General features: G+C 27.2%; 13 protein-coding genes. 10 read left to right on the top strand and 3 right to left on the bottom strand.

Annotated features, from left to right (window positions below; translation table 4 throughout):
• The first annotated feature begins 283 nt into the window (after positions 1–283).
• The 4 genes from ACOBME_RS02495 to ACOBME_RS02480 are packed head-to-tail and all read left to right on the top strand — an operon-like array spanning position 284 to position 4,109.
• A complete protein-coding gene (locus ACOBME_RS02495; RefSeq protein WP_419334118.1) occupies positions 284–745 on the top strand; it encodes a hypothetical protein in 462 nt (153 codons plus the stop codon).
• An 18-nt stretch (positions 746–763) separates the two neighbouring features.
• A complete protein-coding gene (locus ACOBME_RS02490) occupies positions 764–2,128 on the top strand; it encodes a hypothetical protein (protein ID WP_419334116.1) in 1,365 nt (454 codons plus the stop codon).
• 6 nt (positions 2,129–2,134) lie between these two features.
• On the top strand, positions 2,135–3,073 hold the full coding sequence (locus tag ACOBME_RS02485; protein ID WP_419334113.1) for a hypothetical protein: 939 nt from the start codon (positions 2,135–2,137) through the stop codon (positions 3,071–3,073).
• Positions 3,063–4,109, top strand: coding sequence for a hypothetical protein (locus tag ACOBME_RS02480; protein ID WP_419334112.1), 1,047 nt, complete (start codon positions 3,063–3,065; stop codon positions 4,107–4,109). The genes ACOBME_RS02485 and ACOBME_RS02480 overlap by 11 nt, the downstream gene beginning before the upstream one ends.
• A 94-nt stretch (positions 4,110–4,203) precedes the next feature.
• Here the strand turns inward: ACOBME_RS02480 and ACOBME_RS02475 are convergent, their stop codons facing one another.
• The 3 genes from ACOBME_RS02475 to ACOBME_RS02465 form a co-directional block, all read right to left on the bottom strand.
• Entirely contained in the window at positions 4,204–5,166 is a 963-nt protein-coding gene (locus ACOBME_RS02475) for an IS1/IS1595 family N-terminal zinc-binding domain-containing protein (RefSeq protein WP_338963247.1), read from the bottom strand.
• Positions 5,167–5,354: 188 nt separating this feature from the next.
• A complete protein-coding gene (locus ACOBME_RS02470) occupies positions 5,355–6,317 on the bottom strand; it encodes an IS1/IS1595 family N-terminal zinc-binding domain-containing protein (RefSeq protein WP_338963247.1) in 963 nt (320 codons plus the stop codon).
• A gap of 188 nt (positions 6,318–6,505) precedes the next feature.
• Positions 6,506–7,468 carry an IS1/IS1595 family N-terminal zinc-binding domain-containing protein gene (locus tag ACOBME_RS02465; protein ID WP_338963247.1) on the bottom strand — a complete coding sequence of 321 codons (963 nt, stop codon included), beginning with the start codon at positions 7,466–7,468 and terminating at the stop codon, positions 6,506–6,508.
• A gap of 200 nt (positions 7,469–7,668) precedes the next feature.
• Here ACOBME_RS02465 and ACOBME_RS02460 point away from each other — a divergent pair, with 200 nt between their 5' ends.
• From ACOBME_RS02460 to pheS, 6 genes are all read left to right on the top strand, one after another.
• Positions 7,669–8,322 (top strand): NYN domain-containing protein, encoded by a 654-nt coding sequence (locus ACOBME_RS02460; protein WP_338966559.1) that lies wholly within the window; start codon positions 7,669–7,671, stop codon positions 8,320–8,322.
• Between the two features lie 273 nt (positions 8,323–8,595).
• Positions 8,596–9,963 (top strand): MFS transporter, encoded by a 1,368-nt coding sequence (locus ACOBME_RS02455; RefSeq protein WP_419334110.1) that lies wholly within the window; start codon positions 8,596–8,598, stop codon positions 9,961–9,963.
• A 31-nt stretch (positions 9,964–9,994) separates the two neighbouring features.
• On the top strand, positions 9,995–10,684 hold the full coding sequence (locus tag ACOBME_RS02450; RefSeq protein WP_338963671.1) for a M48 family metallopeptidase: 690 nt from the start codon (positions 9,995–9,997) through the stop codon (positions 10,682–10,684).
• Between the two features lie 52 nt (positions 10,685–10,736).
• Positions 10,737–12,272: an NAD(P)H-hydrate dehydratase gene (locus tag ACOBME_RS02445; RefSeq protein WP_338963670.1), complete on the top strand. Its 1,536-nt coding sequence runs from the start codon at positions 10,737–10,739 to the stop codon at positions 12,270–12,272.
• Between the two features lie 100 nt (positions 12,273–12,372).
• Positions 12,373–15,591, top strand: coding sequence for an FtsX-like permease family protein (locus ACOBME_RS02440; protein ID WP_419334107.1), 3,219 nt, complete (start codon positions 12,373–12,375; stop codon positions 15,589–15,591).
• Between the two features lie 304 nt (positions 15,592–15,895).
• Positions 15,896–16,933, top strand: a complete 1,038-nt coding sequence (gene pheS, locus ACOBME_RS02435; RefSeq protein ID WP_338963668.1) for a phenylalanine--tRNA ligase subunit alpha — start codon at positions 15,896–15,898, stop codon at positions 16,931–16,933.
• Positions 16,934–16,938: the final 5 nt, after the last annotated feature.

Here is a 16,938-nt window from a genome sequence, read left to right as displayed (position 1 = left end):
AAATTCTTTATCAAGATTTACCTTCAGTATATATATATATATATATATATGCAAGCAAAATTATGAATTATGTAATAATTTTATTCTTAAAAATAATGCTTATTACGCGTTTTAATGACTAAATTAGTAATCAAATATATTAAGTTTAGTTATAATATATAAAAAGTATTGTATTAGTAAAATATTAGTATATAATTAAATTATAGGTTTAATCTTTTTCCACAAAAAAGAGTTTATGCTGACTTGTTAATCGGACAAGAATAAAAAAAGAGGAGTTTATAAAATGGCACTTACAAAAGAACAATTAATAGAACAAGGTTTAAGTGAAGAGAATGCAGAAAATATCTTAAATCAGTTTAATAATGAAGCAAAGCAAATTAGAGAAAGTGTGCAAAAACGCGAAGATGTTATATCCAAAGAAGACTTTATTAAATTATCTAATGAATTAGATGAATTAAAAGCTTTTAAAGATGTTCCATCTACTAAAATTGAAGATATTAAAACTAATTTAGATAAAGTTAGTGGTAATTCTTTATCTGAAAAAATGCAAACTTTAAAAGAATTAAAACCTGATTTGTTTGTTGAAGAACAACCCTCAGTTTCGCCAACTAATTTTATTAAAGAAATGATTGAAAAATCGGTTGAAAATAAAAATGATGAAATTGAAACTATTAAAGAAAAAGGAGCATATACTCCCGAAGAGATTAAAAAGATATCAGATTTCACACTTAAAAACCTTAGATAATAAAGGAAGTGAAATATTATGGCAACAATTAATTTGCCACAAGTACCTTTTACATTACAAGGTAATACAACAGGTCAAAAAGCCTATGTTGATATGGTTAATGCTTTATTGCGTGGACCTTTATATAATGAATATGCAAGTATTATGCAGTATGCTACTGCAACCGCAGAACAAGTTGCTTGATTACCTAATGCAGGACAAGCGTTATATAATTTAACTCATCGTGTGGTATGACAAGATGATTATTCATTACCAAATGGTGGAAAAACTCAAACAATGGGATTAACAAGAATTCCAGTTCCGATTGATAAGAGATTTAATTTAAAATTAATGAATGAGGCTTTTGACTTAGCATTAATAGAACAAAATATTAAAAATGGTGTTATTGCTGATGCTATTTCTAGTGTTGTACAAAATAAATTTGTTAATTTAGAATGTGAATTAATTCAGGCTATTTATGATTATTGTTTAGCAGATGGTCAATATGAAGTAATTCCATTTCGTAGTTATACAGCAGAAAATGCTGATGATGCAAATAAGGCATTCTTTACATTAAATGAAACTTTGATTGAATTAACTAATCAAATTAGTAATTTATATTTTGGATTACCAACAGATAAAATGTTTATGGTTTTAGGTCGTAGAGCCTATTTAGGATTAACACCTGCGTATTTAAAAGTAATTGGTTCACAAGCCCAATTAAAAGCAATGGTTAATGGTGAATTATATGAAAATACTGCAATGGGTATTCCTGTATCTAAAAGTTTTCATTTAGAAAAAACATATACAAAAGGACAAGTTAACCGTGATAAAGGTTATAATTTTACTAATGTAAATGGTTTAATTATTAATAAACAAGTATGAGCATATCCAATTAATATGGATACTATTCAACAAGTTTTAGATAATGATACTGCTAACCCTAAATGAATTGGTAAAGTACAATATGCAACACCAACTATTTTATATCCAAAAACATGTAAAATTATTTTAGAAAAAGCGCCAACCCAAGATGAAATTAATACTGCTAAAAGTAATCTAAATAAAACTTTTAGAGTACCCGTTGATTATGTAATTCCATCATCAAATAAAATTGATATTAGTGGGATTAATAAATTAGATAAACCAACTATTCACGTTACAGACCCAACACAAACAACAGCAGAACAATTAAAACCACAATTTAAAGCTGTCGTTTTAAAAGCAGTTAAAGCCATAGATAGTTCTTTAACTGAGAATGATTATGATTACTTTATTGAAGCTAAGGGTGAAGATTGACCAATTAATATTACAAATGATAAAACTGTTGAAGTTCAAATTGAAGGTAAAAACAATGCTACTGGTCAAACAAATCCAATTGATGTAGTAATTAAAAATTCTTAATAAACAATGAACCTACTAATTTTACGAGTTTTAACTTTATTAGTATCTAATTTAGAAAATAAACCTTTAATAAGTAAATTTGTAAATTTAATTAATAGAGTTAATCAAGTTCAAAATAAAGTATTAAAACCAATTAATTATATTACTGATAAATATAATAAAATTACAAGTAAAGTTGAAGATATTTATCAGTGATTAAATCCATTTACTTATTTAGATTTAATTAAAAAAGGATATCAAAAAGAAATTCAACAAACATTAAGTCAATTAGAAAAAGATAATAATATTCAAAATAGAGAACAATTTAAAAATGAAAATTATCTAAATACTAATTGACAGCCTTTAAATAGTAGTTGACTTGATAGTGGTATGTTTAATATTACAAATAAGTTAACTTTAACAGGTAATTTAACTATTTTAATATATACAAAAACAGCAAAACATCCAAAATTTTATGGTCCATATGTTTATCCTGGTGTTCCAGTTGAAATTTGAAAATTATTAAGTAATGCTGTTTCTAATGCAGGGACTTTATTTTGGCGTTATTGATTAAGAAAATGATTACCTAGTCATTTAAGAAATTATATTAAAAAACGATTACCACAAGCATTAAAAGAAAAATATCCCAAAGGAACTACTAAATTAACATTACCAACAGTTCAAAAATTACAACAAATTAAAAAGTTTATTAATAATTTAAAGATTGGACATTTTAATTTTAATTTTGCTGGTGAAATTAATAATAAAAAATGATATCGAGAACGAAAAAGTGATGTTAAAAATATTAAGAATTTATATAAAACACCAGTTAAAAATAAATTTTATCAGGTTAATAAATCTATTAAAGCAATTAATAAAACCAAAAGAAAGGTTAATAGTTATAAACCAAATAATTTAAAAAATAAATATCGTAATCAATTAAGGGGTGTTTTATATGGAAAATAATTTAAGTAATTTGTTATTTATAACAGTTGAAGATGTTAAAGAAAGTAAACTTTGACAACCTATTAATGATCGTAAACAATCTGCTTATAATGATAATTTAATTTATAATGCTATTTTAAAAACTAGTTTATGAATGGATAGATTATCAGGTGGAACAATTTCAGATAAAATTAATAAAAAAGATTTGTTTCCTTGAGTAAAAAAAGATAATACTGGTTTAATTGAATATGATAAATGATTAAGTTATATTCAATCTGCTTGTTTATTAGCAGTTATAAATTGATATTTACCAAAAGGAGTTAATGATTTAACTGGTAGTGCTTCATTTTCACAAGGTGGTGTAGCATATTCACAAACTAATGACCCAGAAGCAAATGAAAATATTACTCGTGATGTTAAAAATGCTTTAAAATTAGCAGGTGAAATTATTGATATTATATCTAGTAAAACAGTATCTAGACCTTATAATTATAGTTTAGATAATTATGCTCATCCATGAGAAGAAGAATATAAGCATATTAGTAAAAAAACTTTTTATCCAACATTATTATTTTGATTAAAAGAACGATTACAAACTGATAATTCAATAAATATTATTTATTCTACTATTAATGACTTTTCTAAAATTGATTATAACGAATATATTAAACTTATTGTTCCGTTTGATAATGACACGATTTATTATGAAAATAATGTATGAAAAGCAAAACAAAGTGGCGGTAGTGATATTAAAATTGATAATAAATATATTATTAAAAATGATAAAAATGAGATTACTGTTTCTGATTTAAAACAAGATCAATTAATATCGGGTGAAAATATTAAAACTATTAATGGTAATTCATTATTAGGTAATGGTGATATACTTATTAGTAGTAGTAATTGAGAATTTGTAGATACTAGTGATTTTAATCCAAATAGTAGTCTAACATATCAAATTAAAAATTTTGATAGTTCTAAATTTGAATATAAAATATGATGTCAATTTTCAATTTTACCATATATGTTTTTAGAAACTTTTAAAGATTTTCTTTAATTTTGTCGAAAACTCTTGATGAAATAAAAAAAATCATCAATATGACAATTTGAAAACTAATTTTGTGTAAGATTATGATTTTGCTTTAAATTTTTTAAACGTTAAAATATAATACCGTTGATTGTTGGTTTGGTGTTAAACCTTTGTGTTGGTATTTTCATTTTCAGAGCTTTAAATAATTTTGAATATTAGTGAAACCCAAACCATGATAATGAATTAAGGCTTCTTTAAGACTGGATTGTAATTTACTAATCTTATTTAACTTTTGATAACTAGTATCAGGGTTTGTACTAGTTTTGGTGGAATATAGAGTAGAATTTGTTTGTTTTGCTACTAATAAATATAGTGGTTGCATATCAGAAATAATTATTGATTTTTCTTTAATTAGTTGCTTATTCATATTTTCAATAATCCATTGTTTTTGTAATCTTTTGGTATTGGTGGATTGAACAAAAATATTATTATTGCTATCAACTGCCATTTGAATACAGCATTTGGTATCAGTTGAAAATGGATCGAGATGAGTTTTTCGTTTATCAAATTTATCTTTAAAATTGCCTTTATGAATTTCTTTAATAAATGTTTCATCCATTTGGATTTGACCATTTAATTTTTTAAATTTTAACTGTGTATTTTCTAATTGTTTTGATTGCATTAATTTTTGTCGATTATATCAAGCGGTTTTTGGGGTTGTTTTAATAAAACGAGAAATTATTTTACTAGATTGTCCTAACAATGAAATTTGAATTAATAAATTTCACTGTTCATAATTTAAATGACTTCAATAAGTAAAATGATGACGAAATGCATCAAAACTAGCACGACATTTTTTACATAAATATTTTTGTTTTCCTTCGGAATTATGACCATTTTTAACACAATGAAAAGATTTGCAATTAGGACATATAATGCCTTTATCTCTAAATTTTTGATCAATTTCATTTAAACGTTTTTGTTTTTTAATTAAGTCTGCTTGTTGTTTTATTTTTTCATAAAATTCTAAAAATTGATCATCTGTTAAGCTATTTATTAATTCTGTAATTATTTTTTTCATCATTTATTTACCTCCATATATTAAAAATATACCTAATTTTAGGTATATTTTATAAATATCAAGAGTTTTCGACAAAATTAAAGAAGATTTTCTTTAATTTTGTCGAAAACTCTTGATGAAATAAAAAAAATCATCAATATGACAATTTGAAAACTAATTTTGTGTAAGATTATGATTTTGCTTTAAATTTTTTAAACGTTAAAATATAATACCGTTGATTGTTGGTTTGGTGTTAAACCTTTGTGTTGGTATTTTCATTTTCAGAGCTTTAAATAATTTTGAATATTAGTGAAACCCAAACCATGATAATGAATTAAGGCTTCTTTAAGACTGGATTGTAATTTACTAATCTTATTTAACTTTTGATAACTAGTATCAGGGTTTGTACTAGTTTTGGTGGAATATAGAGTAGAATTTGTTTGTTTTGCTACTAATAAATATAGTGGTTGCATATCAGAAATAATTATTGATTTTTCTTTAATTAGTTGCTTATTCATATTTTCAATAATCCATTGTTTTTGTAATCTTTTGGTATTGGTGGATTGAACAAAAATATTATTATTGCTATCAACTGCCATTTGAATACAGCATTTGGTATCAGTTGAAAATGGATCGAGATGAGTTTTTCGTTTATCAAATTTATCTTTAAAATTGCCTTTATGAATTTCTTTAATAAATGTTTCATCCATTTGGATTTGACCATTTAATTTTTTAAATTTTAACTGTGTATTTTCTAATTGTTTTGATTGCATTAATTTTTGTCGATTATATCAAGCGGTTTTTGGGGTTGTTTTAATAAAACGAGAAATTATTTTACTAGATTGTCCTAACAATGAAATTTGAATTAATAAATTTCACTGTTCATAATTTAAATGACTTCAATAAGTAAAATGATGACGAAATGCATCAAAACTAGCACGACATTTTTTACATAAATATTTTTGTTTTCCTTCGGAATTATGACCATTTTTAACACAATGAAAAGATTTGCAATTAGGACATATAATGCCTTTATCTCTAAATTTTTGATCAATTTCATTTAAACGTTTTTGTTTTTTAATTAAGTCTGCTTGTTGTTTTATTTTTTCATAAAATTCTAAAAATTGATCATCTGTTAAGCTATTTATTAATTCTGTAATTATTTTTTTCATCATTTATTTACCTCCATATATTAAAAATATACCTAATTTTAGGTATATTTTATAAATATCAAGAGTTTTCGACAAAATTAAAGGGAATATTCTTTAATTTTGTCGAAAACTCTTGATGAAATAAAAAAAATCATCAATATGACAATTTGAAAACTAATTTTGTGTAAGATTATGATTTTGCTTTAAATTTTTTAAACGTTAAAATATAATACCGTTGATTGTTGGTTTGGTGTTAAACCTTTGTGTTGGTATTTTCATTTTCAGAGCTTTAAATAATTTTGAATATTAGTGAAACCCAAACCATGATAATGAATTAAGGCTTCTTTAAGACTGGATTGTAATTTACTAATCTTATTTAACTTTTGATAACTAGTATCAGGGTTTGTACTAGTTTTGGTGGAATATAGAGTAGAATTTGTTTGTTTTGCTACTAATAAATATAGTGGTTGCATATCAGAAATAATTATTGATTTTTCTTTAATTAGTTGCTTATTCATATTTTCAATAATCCATTGTTTTTGTAATCTTTTGGTATTGGTGGATTGAACAAAAATATTATTATTGCTATCAACTGCCATTTGAATACAGCATTTGGTATCAGTTGAAAATGGATCGAGATGAGTTTTTCGTTTATCAAATTTATCTTTAAAATTGCCTTTATGAATTTCTTTAATAAATGTTTCATCCATTTGGATTTGACCATTTAATTTTTTAAATTTTAACTGTGTATTTTCTAATTGTTTTGATTGCATTAATTTTTGTCGATTATATCAAGCGGTTTTTGGGGTTGTTTTAATAAAACGAGAAATTATTTTACTAGATTGTCCTAACAATGAAATTTGAATTAATAAATTTCACTGTTCATAATTTAAATGACTTCAATAAGTAAAATGATGACGAAATGCATCAAAACTAGCACGACATTTTTTACATAAATATTTTTGTTTTCCTTCGGAATTATGACCATTTTTAACACAATGAAAAGATTTGCAATTAGGACATATAATGCCTTTATCTCTAAATTTTTGATCAATTTCATTTAAACGTTTTTGTTTTTTAATTAAGTCTGCTTGTTGTTTTATTTTTTCATAAAATTCTAAAAATTGATCATCTGTTAAGCTATTTATTAATTCTGTAATTATTTTTTTCATCATTTATTTACCTCTATATATTAAAAATATACCTAATTTTAGGTATATTTTATAAATATCAAGAGTTTTCGACAAAATTAAAGAAGACAAGTGATTTTTAAAATATTATGATACTATAAATTTGAAGGTGATAATTGATGGAAGAAGTTAAATATAAAACCGCCTTACTTATTGATTATGATAATTTTAATAATTAAGAAGATTTAAAAATTTTATTAAAAGAACTAGAAATGTTTGGAGATATAATAATGAAAAAAGTTTTTTATTCTAATTTTGAAGATAAAAAACTTTCAGAAAAACTTAAGAAGTTAGGATTAATGCCAATTATGCAATTGCCATATTCTACCGGAAAAAATGCGACCGATATTAGAATGACAATCGAGGCAATGGATTTAGTTTTTAATAAACATTATATTAATGCAATATGTTTAGCGAAAAATGATTCAGATTTTGCTCCTTTAACAATGACATTAAGAGAACAAAATATTCAAGTTATTGGAGCAGGAAATAAAGAAGATATCTCTGAAGAATTTAAAAATTTATATAATAAATTTATTAACATTGATAAAATAAAAAATAATAATAAAGAATCTAAAAAAATAGGAGGTGATATTAAAAGCCTAACTACCCTGGTAAATAACATTATTAATGAAATTTCAACTGATGATGGTTTTGCCGAATTCTCCCAAGTTATTTCATTATTAATTCGAAGAAAATCTGATTTTGATCCAAGAAATTATGGTTTTAATAACACTAAAACACTATCATTTTTTAAAGAAAAGTTAGCTGATTATTATGAGATAAAATTAGCTAGTGATAATCAAACCGCATTTATTAAAATAAATTCAAAAAACTAATTTAAAAAATGTGCTTATTTTAAGCACATTTTTAGTGTTTTTATATAGTGTAATGTTAAGTAATATTAACTATCAAATAGGATGAATTGCGTTCTAATTTAGATTTAGTTTTTATTATTTATTAGTTATTACGCAAATTTTTTTACATTTTAAAATATTAAAATATAATTAATATTACTAGTTTTAAAAGAAATAAGGTATAATTACTGTGTATATTTAGAAGATAAATAATATATGTATGGTTGTGTTAAGTTTAAAAGATAGGTGAAAAGAATGAAGAAATTACGTGGAGAGTCATTAATTTTTCTAACAATTGGAGGGCTTTTTAGCGCGCTTTTTTTTGGGTTATTAATTATTTTTAAAGCTAAAATGAGTACTAGTCATTTACTTTATGAAGCAGCACGAATGTTGCTTGAAGATATTGTGCGGTTTGTATTGCAATTTTCAGATCAAACAATGTATATCAAAGTCCTTGCTAATCCAACCTTGGTGGGTGGAATTTTAATAGGAATTTCTAGTTTTTTAGTGTTAATGTATTTAATTCCAAATTATTTAACAAAAAATGGTGGTTATAAAGGGTTTGGCGTTGTTTTTGCTTTAATTCTTGGTCTTCTTACGTGTTTCTTTCTGATTCTTGCGGTAGTATTTGGTGTTCAAACACCAGATGGAAAAACAAGATTAAGTGTTTTTAAATTAGGACTAAAAATTAATCCTAGTTTTGCTTTATTGTTTATTGGGCCAGTTTTTACTCTTCTTGGTGGAATCTTAACAACAACTTATTATCGAAAAGCACGCCAAGCAAAACCATTGACAAAAGATCAACAAAATCGTTTATCAGCAATTAATTTAACAACTGGTAAAATTGGAGCAAAAGGATTAACACCACAAAAAGAAATGGTTAACCAAGCGGAACGTTCTGCTCGTGAAGATGCATCTCCTAGGGCAACGAATAAAAATCCGGCAGCAACTGATTTAAAAACAAAAATGGCGTTATTAAAAGAGAAAATGGCGCGTAATGCAATGTTAAATGAACAAGGTGAAGCGCATTTAGCTGAACCAACAGCAGAATATGATAATAGTCGTTGAAAAGATAATAGTAAAACTCCTGATGAAAAAGCACCAATTCGTGTTGGCGCTAAAGGTCAGTACTTACGCACAATTGAAGAAGGAGTTGGGGTAGTTGACGAATCACCAACTGGTGTTATGATTGAACAAGAAGGTAATTTTGTTAAAAAAGGCGATATCATTAAACACCATGATTATTCTGCTCCTGTTTTTAGTGAAACAACTTCATCAGCACCGCAACAAAAAGGAACTGGCCCAGGTTCGATTATCATTCCAAAATCCAAACAACATATGCCATTAGATACGCGAGAGTTAGAAGAACGAATTGGTTCAGTACCAATAATTAGTGGGAAACAACGGGTAAATCCGAATGCTCGTGTTGATAATTCGTATGATGGAAAAGTTTTCTTGGGTGATATTGATAAAATTTGAACCGCCGGAAAAAAATATCGCGAAGATATTACTAAACAATCAGAAAAAGCAAAACCAAAATCTTATGTTAATCCAACTGATAACTTTGATGATTATGTTAACGATAATAATGATAATACTGAAGAACATGATGATCATCATTAATCAAAAACTATTTTAGTAAGGGAGGAACATTATGGCATTTCAAAAAGTGCTACCATATCAGGGCAATTTAATTAAATATGATTTAATTATTAAAGAACAAAAAAATATTGTTTTAAATGTCAATAATGGCAAAATTAAAGTTTCAGCTCCAAGTCATGCGTATGATTGGGAAATTGAAGCTTTAATTTATAAAAATATTAAAAAAATTATTACTGTAATTGATGTTCATGATAATTACCGTAAAATTATGATTAATCCCGATGGAACTGGTTATGTCTTTGTTTTTAATGAAAAATATCCGTTACAATTAACTGCCGAAAATGTTCATACCAAAATTATTAATCGTCAATTATTTGTAATGAAAGATGCTGGTAGTTATGAGGAAAATGTTAAAAAGTTACACCAATTTTTGAAACAAAAATTTAGTTATAAATTTGAACAATTATTGGATAAATGAGCAGCAACAATGGGTTTAACTTATAAAAATTTATCGGTGAAAGCAATGACACGAAAATGAGGTGTCTGTTATCCGCAAACTGAAAAAATTGTTTTAAACACAAAACTAATTCATTTTGACCCAACGGTATTAGAATATGCTATTGTTCATGAATTATCGCATTTAGTGCATCATAATCATTCAAAATCGTTTTGATATTATGTTGAACGATATATGCCAAATTATAAGGAAAAAGTTGAAATTTTAAAAAAACCAGGAATTTAAAACTGGTTTTTCTGCTTTAATTGACTATAATTAAGTGAGGAGATGAAAAACTATGCTTTATATTACTAACCAAGCCGATAGTAAAAAAATTGATGATTTTATTTTTAACCAATTAGAAATTCCCGCCATTAAATTAATGGCCAAAGCAGCAGAGGGATTATTTAATCATGTTAATTTAACGGTTAATAATTTTTTAATTTTTAGTAATGTTGGAAATAATGGGGGCGATGGGCTTGCTTTGGCAAAATTAATTAGTGATTATGATGCCACTAAAAAAGTGCATGTTTATATTTGTACTTCTAAGGCAGACTTTGATGCGGCAAAGACACCAGAAGTGGCACATTACTATCGCCAATTAAAATCTTTAGCTAATGTAACAATTAGTTTTTTAAGTGATGATCTTGATAAACTACTTTTATGAGCTGAATTTATTGTTGATTGTATTTTTGGGATTGGATATCAAGGTAAAATGCCAGCAGCAATTGCTGAAATTATTAAGAAAATTAATCAAGTCCAAAAATATGTTTTATCGTGTGATATTCCTAGTGGAATTGATAATGATAAAGCAATAATTCCAACAATTTTAATAAAAGCTAATAAAACAGTTACTTTTTTTACTTATAAAACAGCATTTATTATTTATGATATTATTCCTTACTTATGAGAAGTTGTGTTTTGACAGTTAGGTTTTCATCCAAAGGCTGTCAATGATATTTGTTCACAATTAGTTAATAATAATCTATTTTATAATAATAGTATTAAGTTACAATCACGACCATTAATTTCACATAAGCGGGATTATGGTAATTTAATTATTTTTGCTTCAAGTTTAGAGTATGTAAATGCTGGAACATTAGTAGCTAATATGGCTTTAAATGCTGGAATTGGTTTAGTAATTTGAGCGGTTTCGCCCGAAATATTAGGAAAAACCAATCATACCACCCCAGAAGTGACCTTTTGTGATTCTTATGATCGTAATCGTATTTTAGATTTACTAACAAATAAAGTTAACATTGTTGCTTATGGAATGGGAAAAGGAAAAACAGAGCGAACATATAATACTTTAAATTATATTTTAGATAATTATAAGGGGCCAATTGTTGTTGACGCTGATGGCATTAATGTTTTAGACCCGCCATTATTGCGTAAATTACGTGGCCGTGGTGTTTTAACCCCTCATGTCTTAGAATTATCACGATTGATTGCTAAAAGTGTTGAAGAAATTTTACAAGACCGGGTAAATATTGCAAAAGAATTTGCTAATAAATACAAGATCATTGTTGTACTAAAAGGTTATCAATCAATTATTACAGATGGTAATATTGTTTATATTAACGGGACGGGGAACCCTTATATGGCAGTAGCTGGGATGGGCGATACTTTAACTGGTTTAATTGCTAGTTTAATTGGACAAGGTTATGAGTTATTTGAAGCTGCCATTATTGGAACTTATTTGCATGGTTTTGCTGGTGATGAAATTTCGCAATATAAAAAACCATTGTTACCAACCGATATTATTGAACAAATTGGTTATGTTTTAGCAGAATTAATTGATTCGAATAACGATTATCATAGGTTCTCAAAATAAAAAATGGACCTATTTTTTATTGTTATATTAAAATAATTATATTATTCCTTGATATAATAAAAAAAATTAGGGCAAAAATACGATTCAACGGGGAGACATTATGCGTCAAATTTTAAAAAGTTACTTAAAATCATATTTTAAAAACTGAATTGAAGCCACAGGTTTAATTTTGTTTGTAATTATTATTATTGCGACGATTGCCGGGATTTTATCTGGGGTATTACAATATAAACTAAAATATAATGATTTAACTAGCACTTCTCAAAAATGAGATTATTTTTTTGTTGGTGCACCAGATGAATATAATGACAACTTTATTGAAAACTATTATTTACATAATGAATTTATTGATAAAAATAATCATAAAATTAAAGTAACTGGTGAAACAAACCAACCAATTTTAGATCTTAATAGTATCTGATGAAAAGCAACGGAAGCCACTTGTGCAGCTGTCTCGAACCCCGCATTACAAAAGAATTGTCGTTATGGGCAAATTATAAATAAACTTGGAGAAATTGAAGCAAGTCGTGGCACAAAGACCAACATTGACGGTATTAATCCAATTGCCTGATCGTATTTTAAAAAATATGATTATAATCAAAGTAAAGAATTATTGACAAGGTTATTCACTCAAACAATGCCAGCAGCATATTCAGCTGGTGTTTTTGAAACAATATCAATTACACAACAAACTACACCAAATTATAATTTTGCAATTACTGCTGCAGTTGTTCCAAATTTAGCCAATGGTGGGGGTAATGTTAATTTTAACCAATTAAAGTTATACCAAGGGCGTTTACCAACAGCAGATAATGAAGTTGTTATTAGTAGTTTATTTGCTGAACAAAATAAGTTTAAAATTGGTGATATGATTGCTATTATTCCAACTAAACCAGAATTTAGTTTAAAAATCGTTGGAATTGGAAATAAATTAGATAATTTTATTACCGGAACAAGTGGCGGGTTACGACCAACAAATAATAATGATATTCGTCAGTATGGCGTTTTATTTACAACCCCAACTATGATTAGCACTTTAGCTGATGCTAATGCAAAAGGTGAATTAGGGATTACTAAATTTAGAGTGTCACAAAAAGCTTTAGTTAAGTTAAATGCCTCAGAAGCAATTCTAACCTTAAAAAATGATTTGCATCAAGCTTATATCAATCCAACAACAACATTAGTTGCTTATGATGATGGTTATATTGCAACGCAAACACAAAACATTAACATTCAAATTATTTTGTATAGTGCTGTTGGTAGTGTCTTATTATTTTTAGGTTTTGTTTTTATTAACTATACAATGAAAAAGGAAATTAATAAAACCAGGCGTCAAATTGGGATTTTTAAAGCATTTGGTTATCGGACAGCAGAATTATCCTGGGTTTTTTCCACAAAATTCTTTTTAACAATGTTCTTGGGGGTTGCGTTAGGTTATTGTTTTAGTATTCCAATTCAGTTGTATGTCAATACCTTGTATACCCCAGGATTATTAATTCCATTTGCTTTAATTTATGCCCCATGACAGTTTATGCTGATGTTGTTTTTGGTGATTCCAATCTTATTTACCGGGTTATCATTTTTGTTTATTTACAGTTATTTGCGCAAGCCAAGTTTAGTGTTAATTAACGGTGCTGGAAAATTACGTTTTAATTTTCTAGTAATGGGTATTAAGCATATCTTTCAAAAAACTAGTTTTTTATTTCGAATTCAGTTAGCATTTACGTTAAAAGGTTTTTTAAAGTGAACAGTTGTAATGTTTATTTTCTTTATTTCGTCATTATTATTTATTATTCAATTTAATGCTTCGGATATTTTTGGTGATATTGTGCAATCTTTTAGCAATGTTTATCAAAAAGATGTTGACCATCGGTTTCAGTTTCCTAATACATTAATGCTGGCAGCACGTTATCAGAACCCTAGTGGTGAAGAAAAGTTACAGTTAGTTAATAATAATCATTTTCAGGTCGTACCAACAGCAAATGTGGAACAAACCCAAGCTGCTTCGTTGGCTGCTTTTCATATTCTTGCAACTGATATTCATCAAAATCCGCGGAACCCTGCTACTTTAAAAAAACTGCTTGATTATCAACCAATTAACAAGTCAGTTTATTTAACTGATTTGATGTCAGTTATTAATGACTTATCAACTATGGTCGGGGTGTCACCGCCAGATTGATTAAAAAATCTCGTTAATTGAACTGGAATCATTGACCAAAGCCAAGTTAAAACGGTTCTTACTTTTAATACCTTATATTATAATCCGCAAACTGAATTACCATTAATTAATTTGCCAGTTACCCCAAGCATTAATGAAACAGCAGTTACAAATGATTTTGTTTTAAAAGGAATTGAACCCCAAATATGGGCTAAATTTTATCAAATGCAAGGAATTGATCAGCAAGTTGTTGCTGATTTATTAACAACGCCATTAAGTCGCACCACCATTCCAGCGATAATTTCAGAAAAAATGGCACGATTGAATAATTTACAAATTGGTGATGGCTATGAATTTACGGTTAAAAATACTTTAACACCATATGATATTTCAATTGTGGTCAAAGGGATTATTAAGAATGATACCACGCGTCGTAATATTTTTGTTAATGCTGATGTTATTCGTTATTTTTTCCGTGATTTTTATGGGCAACCAGTTCCTGACTTATATAATGGGGTAATTTCGCAAGAAATTATGGTGCATGATAAAATTAATCCAAAAGATTTATTAACTGGTAAACAAAATTACAAGATTACGTTACAAAACCTAACAATTAATATTTTTAACCATGATCTTACAGATAGTTTCCAAAAAATTATGCAGACCATAACTAGTGATGGAACTGATATTAGTATTTTTACGGGACTTAATAATGTTGAAATGATTGCTTTACAAAAACTATTAGCCCAAGCAGGATTAGGGGTTTTAAATGATTCCTTGTTAATTTTACAAACTTTAAATGGAATGATTATCTTTATTATTTTAGCAGTAATTACTTCATCAGTAATTGACGAAGCAAGTCAAATTATTTTAACAATGCGAGCTTTAGGATATAAACCACGGCAAGTAAACTTTATTATTATTGGTAATTATGTCTTTGGTGTTTTATTAATGTTTTTATTAGCATATGTTATTTCATTACTAGTGTGGTACTTTGCAATTGATATTATTCTCCATCAGTTTAAGTTTGTTATTAATTTACAATTAAATTGACAAACACCAGTTAAAGTTGGGGTTATTATTAGTGTAATTTTAGTCTTATCATGACTATTATCAATGTATTTGGTAAAAAAACGGAAACTAAATGAACTAACAGAATAAAATGGGTTATAATGTAATTATAAAATTTCAGATTAAATCTTTGAATTAGGAGTAGTGCTTTCTAACTTAAGGCACAGAGAAGTTATGGGTGGTGGAAATAACTGCTTAGGTGGTTAGGAATTCACCTAAGGAGAGCTGCTAATCCCAGCCGGATTATTATTTTGATAATAATTCGTTACCTGTAATTAAGGCTAATTTATTAGTAAAAAAAGGATGGTACCGTAAGTAATTATTCCTTGTTTATATTTTGATATAAGCAAGGTTTTTTATTACTTAATAATCATTCAAAAGAAAGGAAAAAACCATGGAAAAAGAATTAGAATTATTATTCACCACAGCAACTGAAAAAATTAACGCCGCAACAACGACGGCTGAATTAGCGGCGTTACAATTAGAATATCTCGGGAAAAAATCAATTTTAAATGAACTTTTAAAGAAAATGAAAGATATTAGTAATGAAGAGCGTTTAACGGTTGGCAAACGAGCAAATGTTATTAAAACAACATTAACAGAATTATGTCAAGCAAAGAAAAGCGAATTAGAAAATGTAATGGCGATGGCAATGTTTGAACAAGAAAAAATTGATTTGTCATTACCGGGATATAATTTAACATTAGCAACAAAACATCCGTTAAACCAAGTTATTGATGAAATTTCACAATTATTTCAAGAGTTAGGTTATGATATTGTTTTTGGAACCGAAGTTGAAGATGATGAATATAACTTTCAACGGTTAAATTTACCAATTGGTCATCCAGCACGTGATATGCAAGATACCTTTTATATTACGAAGAATACTTTATTACGAACACATTGTACAAATATGACAGCACGTGCAATTTCGCAAATGAAAAGAAAAGATGAAATTGTCGCAATGATTTCAACAGGGAATACTTATCGGCGTGATGATGATGATGCAACACATTCGCACCAATTTATGCAAGTGGATGGTTTTTTAATTGCTCCGCACACTAGTTTTGCTAATTTAAAATGAACAATTCAATACTTTTGTCAAAGAATGTTCGGTGAAAATACTAAGATTCGTTTACGACCAAGTTTCTTCCCTTTTACCGAACCTTCGGTTGAATTGGATGTTACTTGTGTTAATTGCCATGGTCAAGGTTGTTCAATTTGCAAACAAACAGGATGAATTGAAATTATGGGGGCTGGAATGATTAATCCTTTGGTTTATCAAGCTTGCGGTCAAGACCCAGATTTAACTGGGTTTGCCTTTGGGATTGGGATTGAACGAATTGCAATGATTAAATATGGGATTGATGATATTCGTCGGTTTTATACAAATGATGTTCGCTTTTTAGAACAGTTTAAGAAATTTGATTAGGAGGT

It is taken from the genome of Spiroplasma endosymbiont of Sarcophaga variegata, from assembly GCF_965178695.1.
GTDB classification, from domain to species: Bacteria; Bacillota_I; Bacilli_A; order Mycoplasmatales; family Mycoplasmataceae; genus Spiroplasma; species Spiroplasma poulsonii.
Note: the sequence above shows the minus strand (reverse complement) of the source record. Positions and strands in the feature narration are given on the sequence as shown.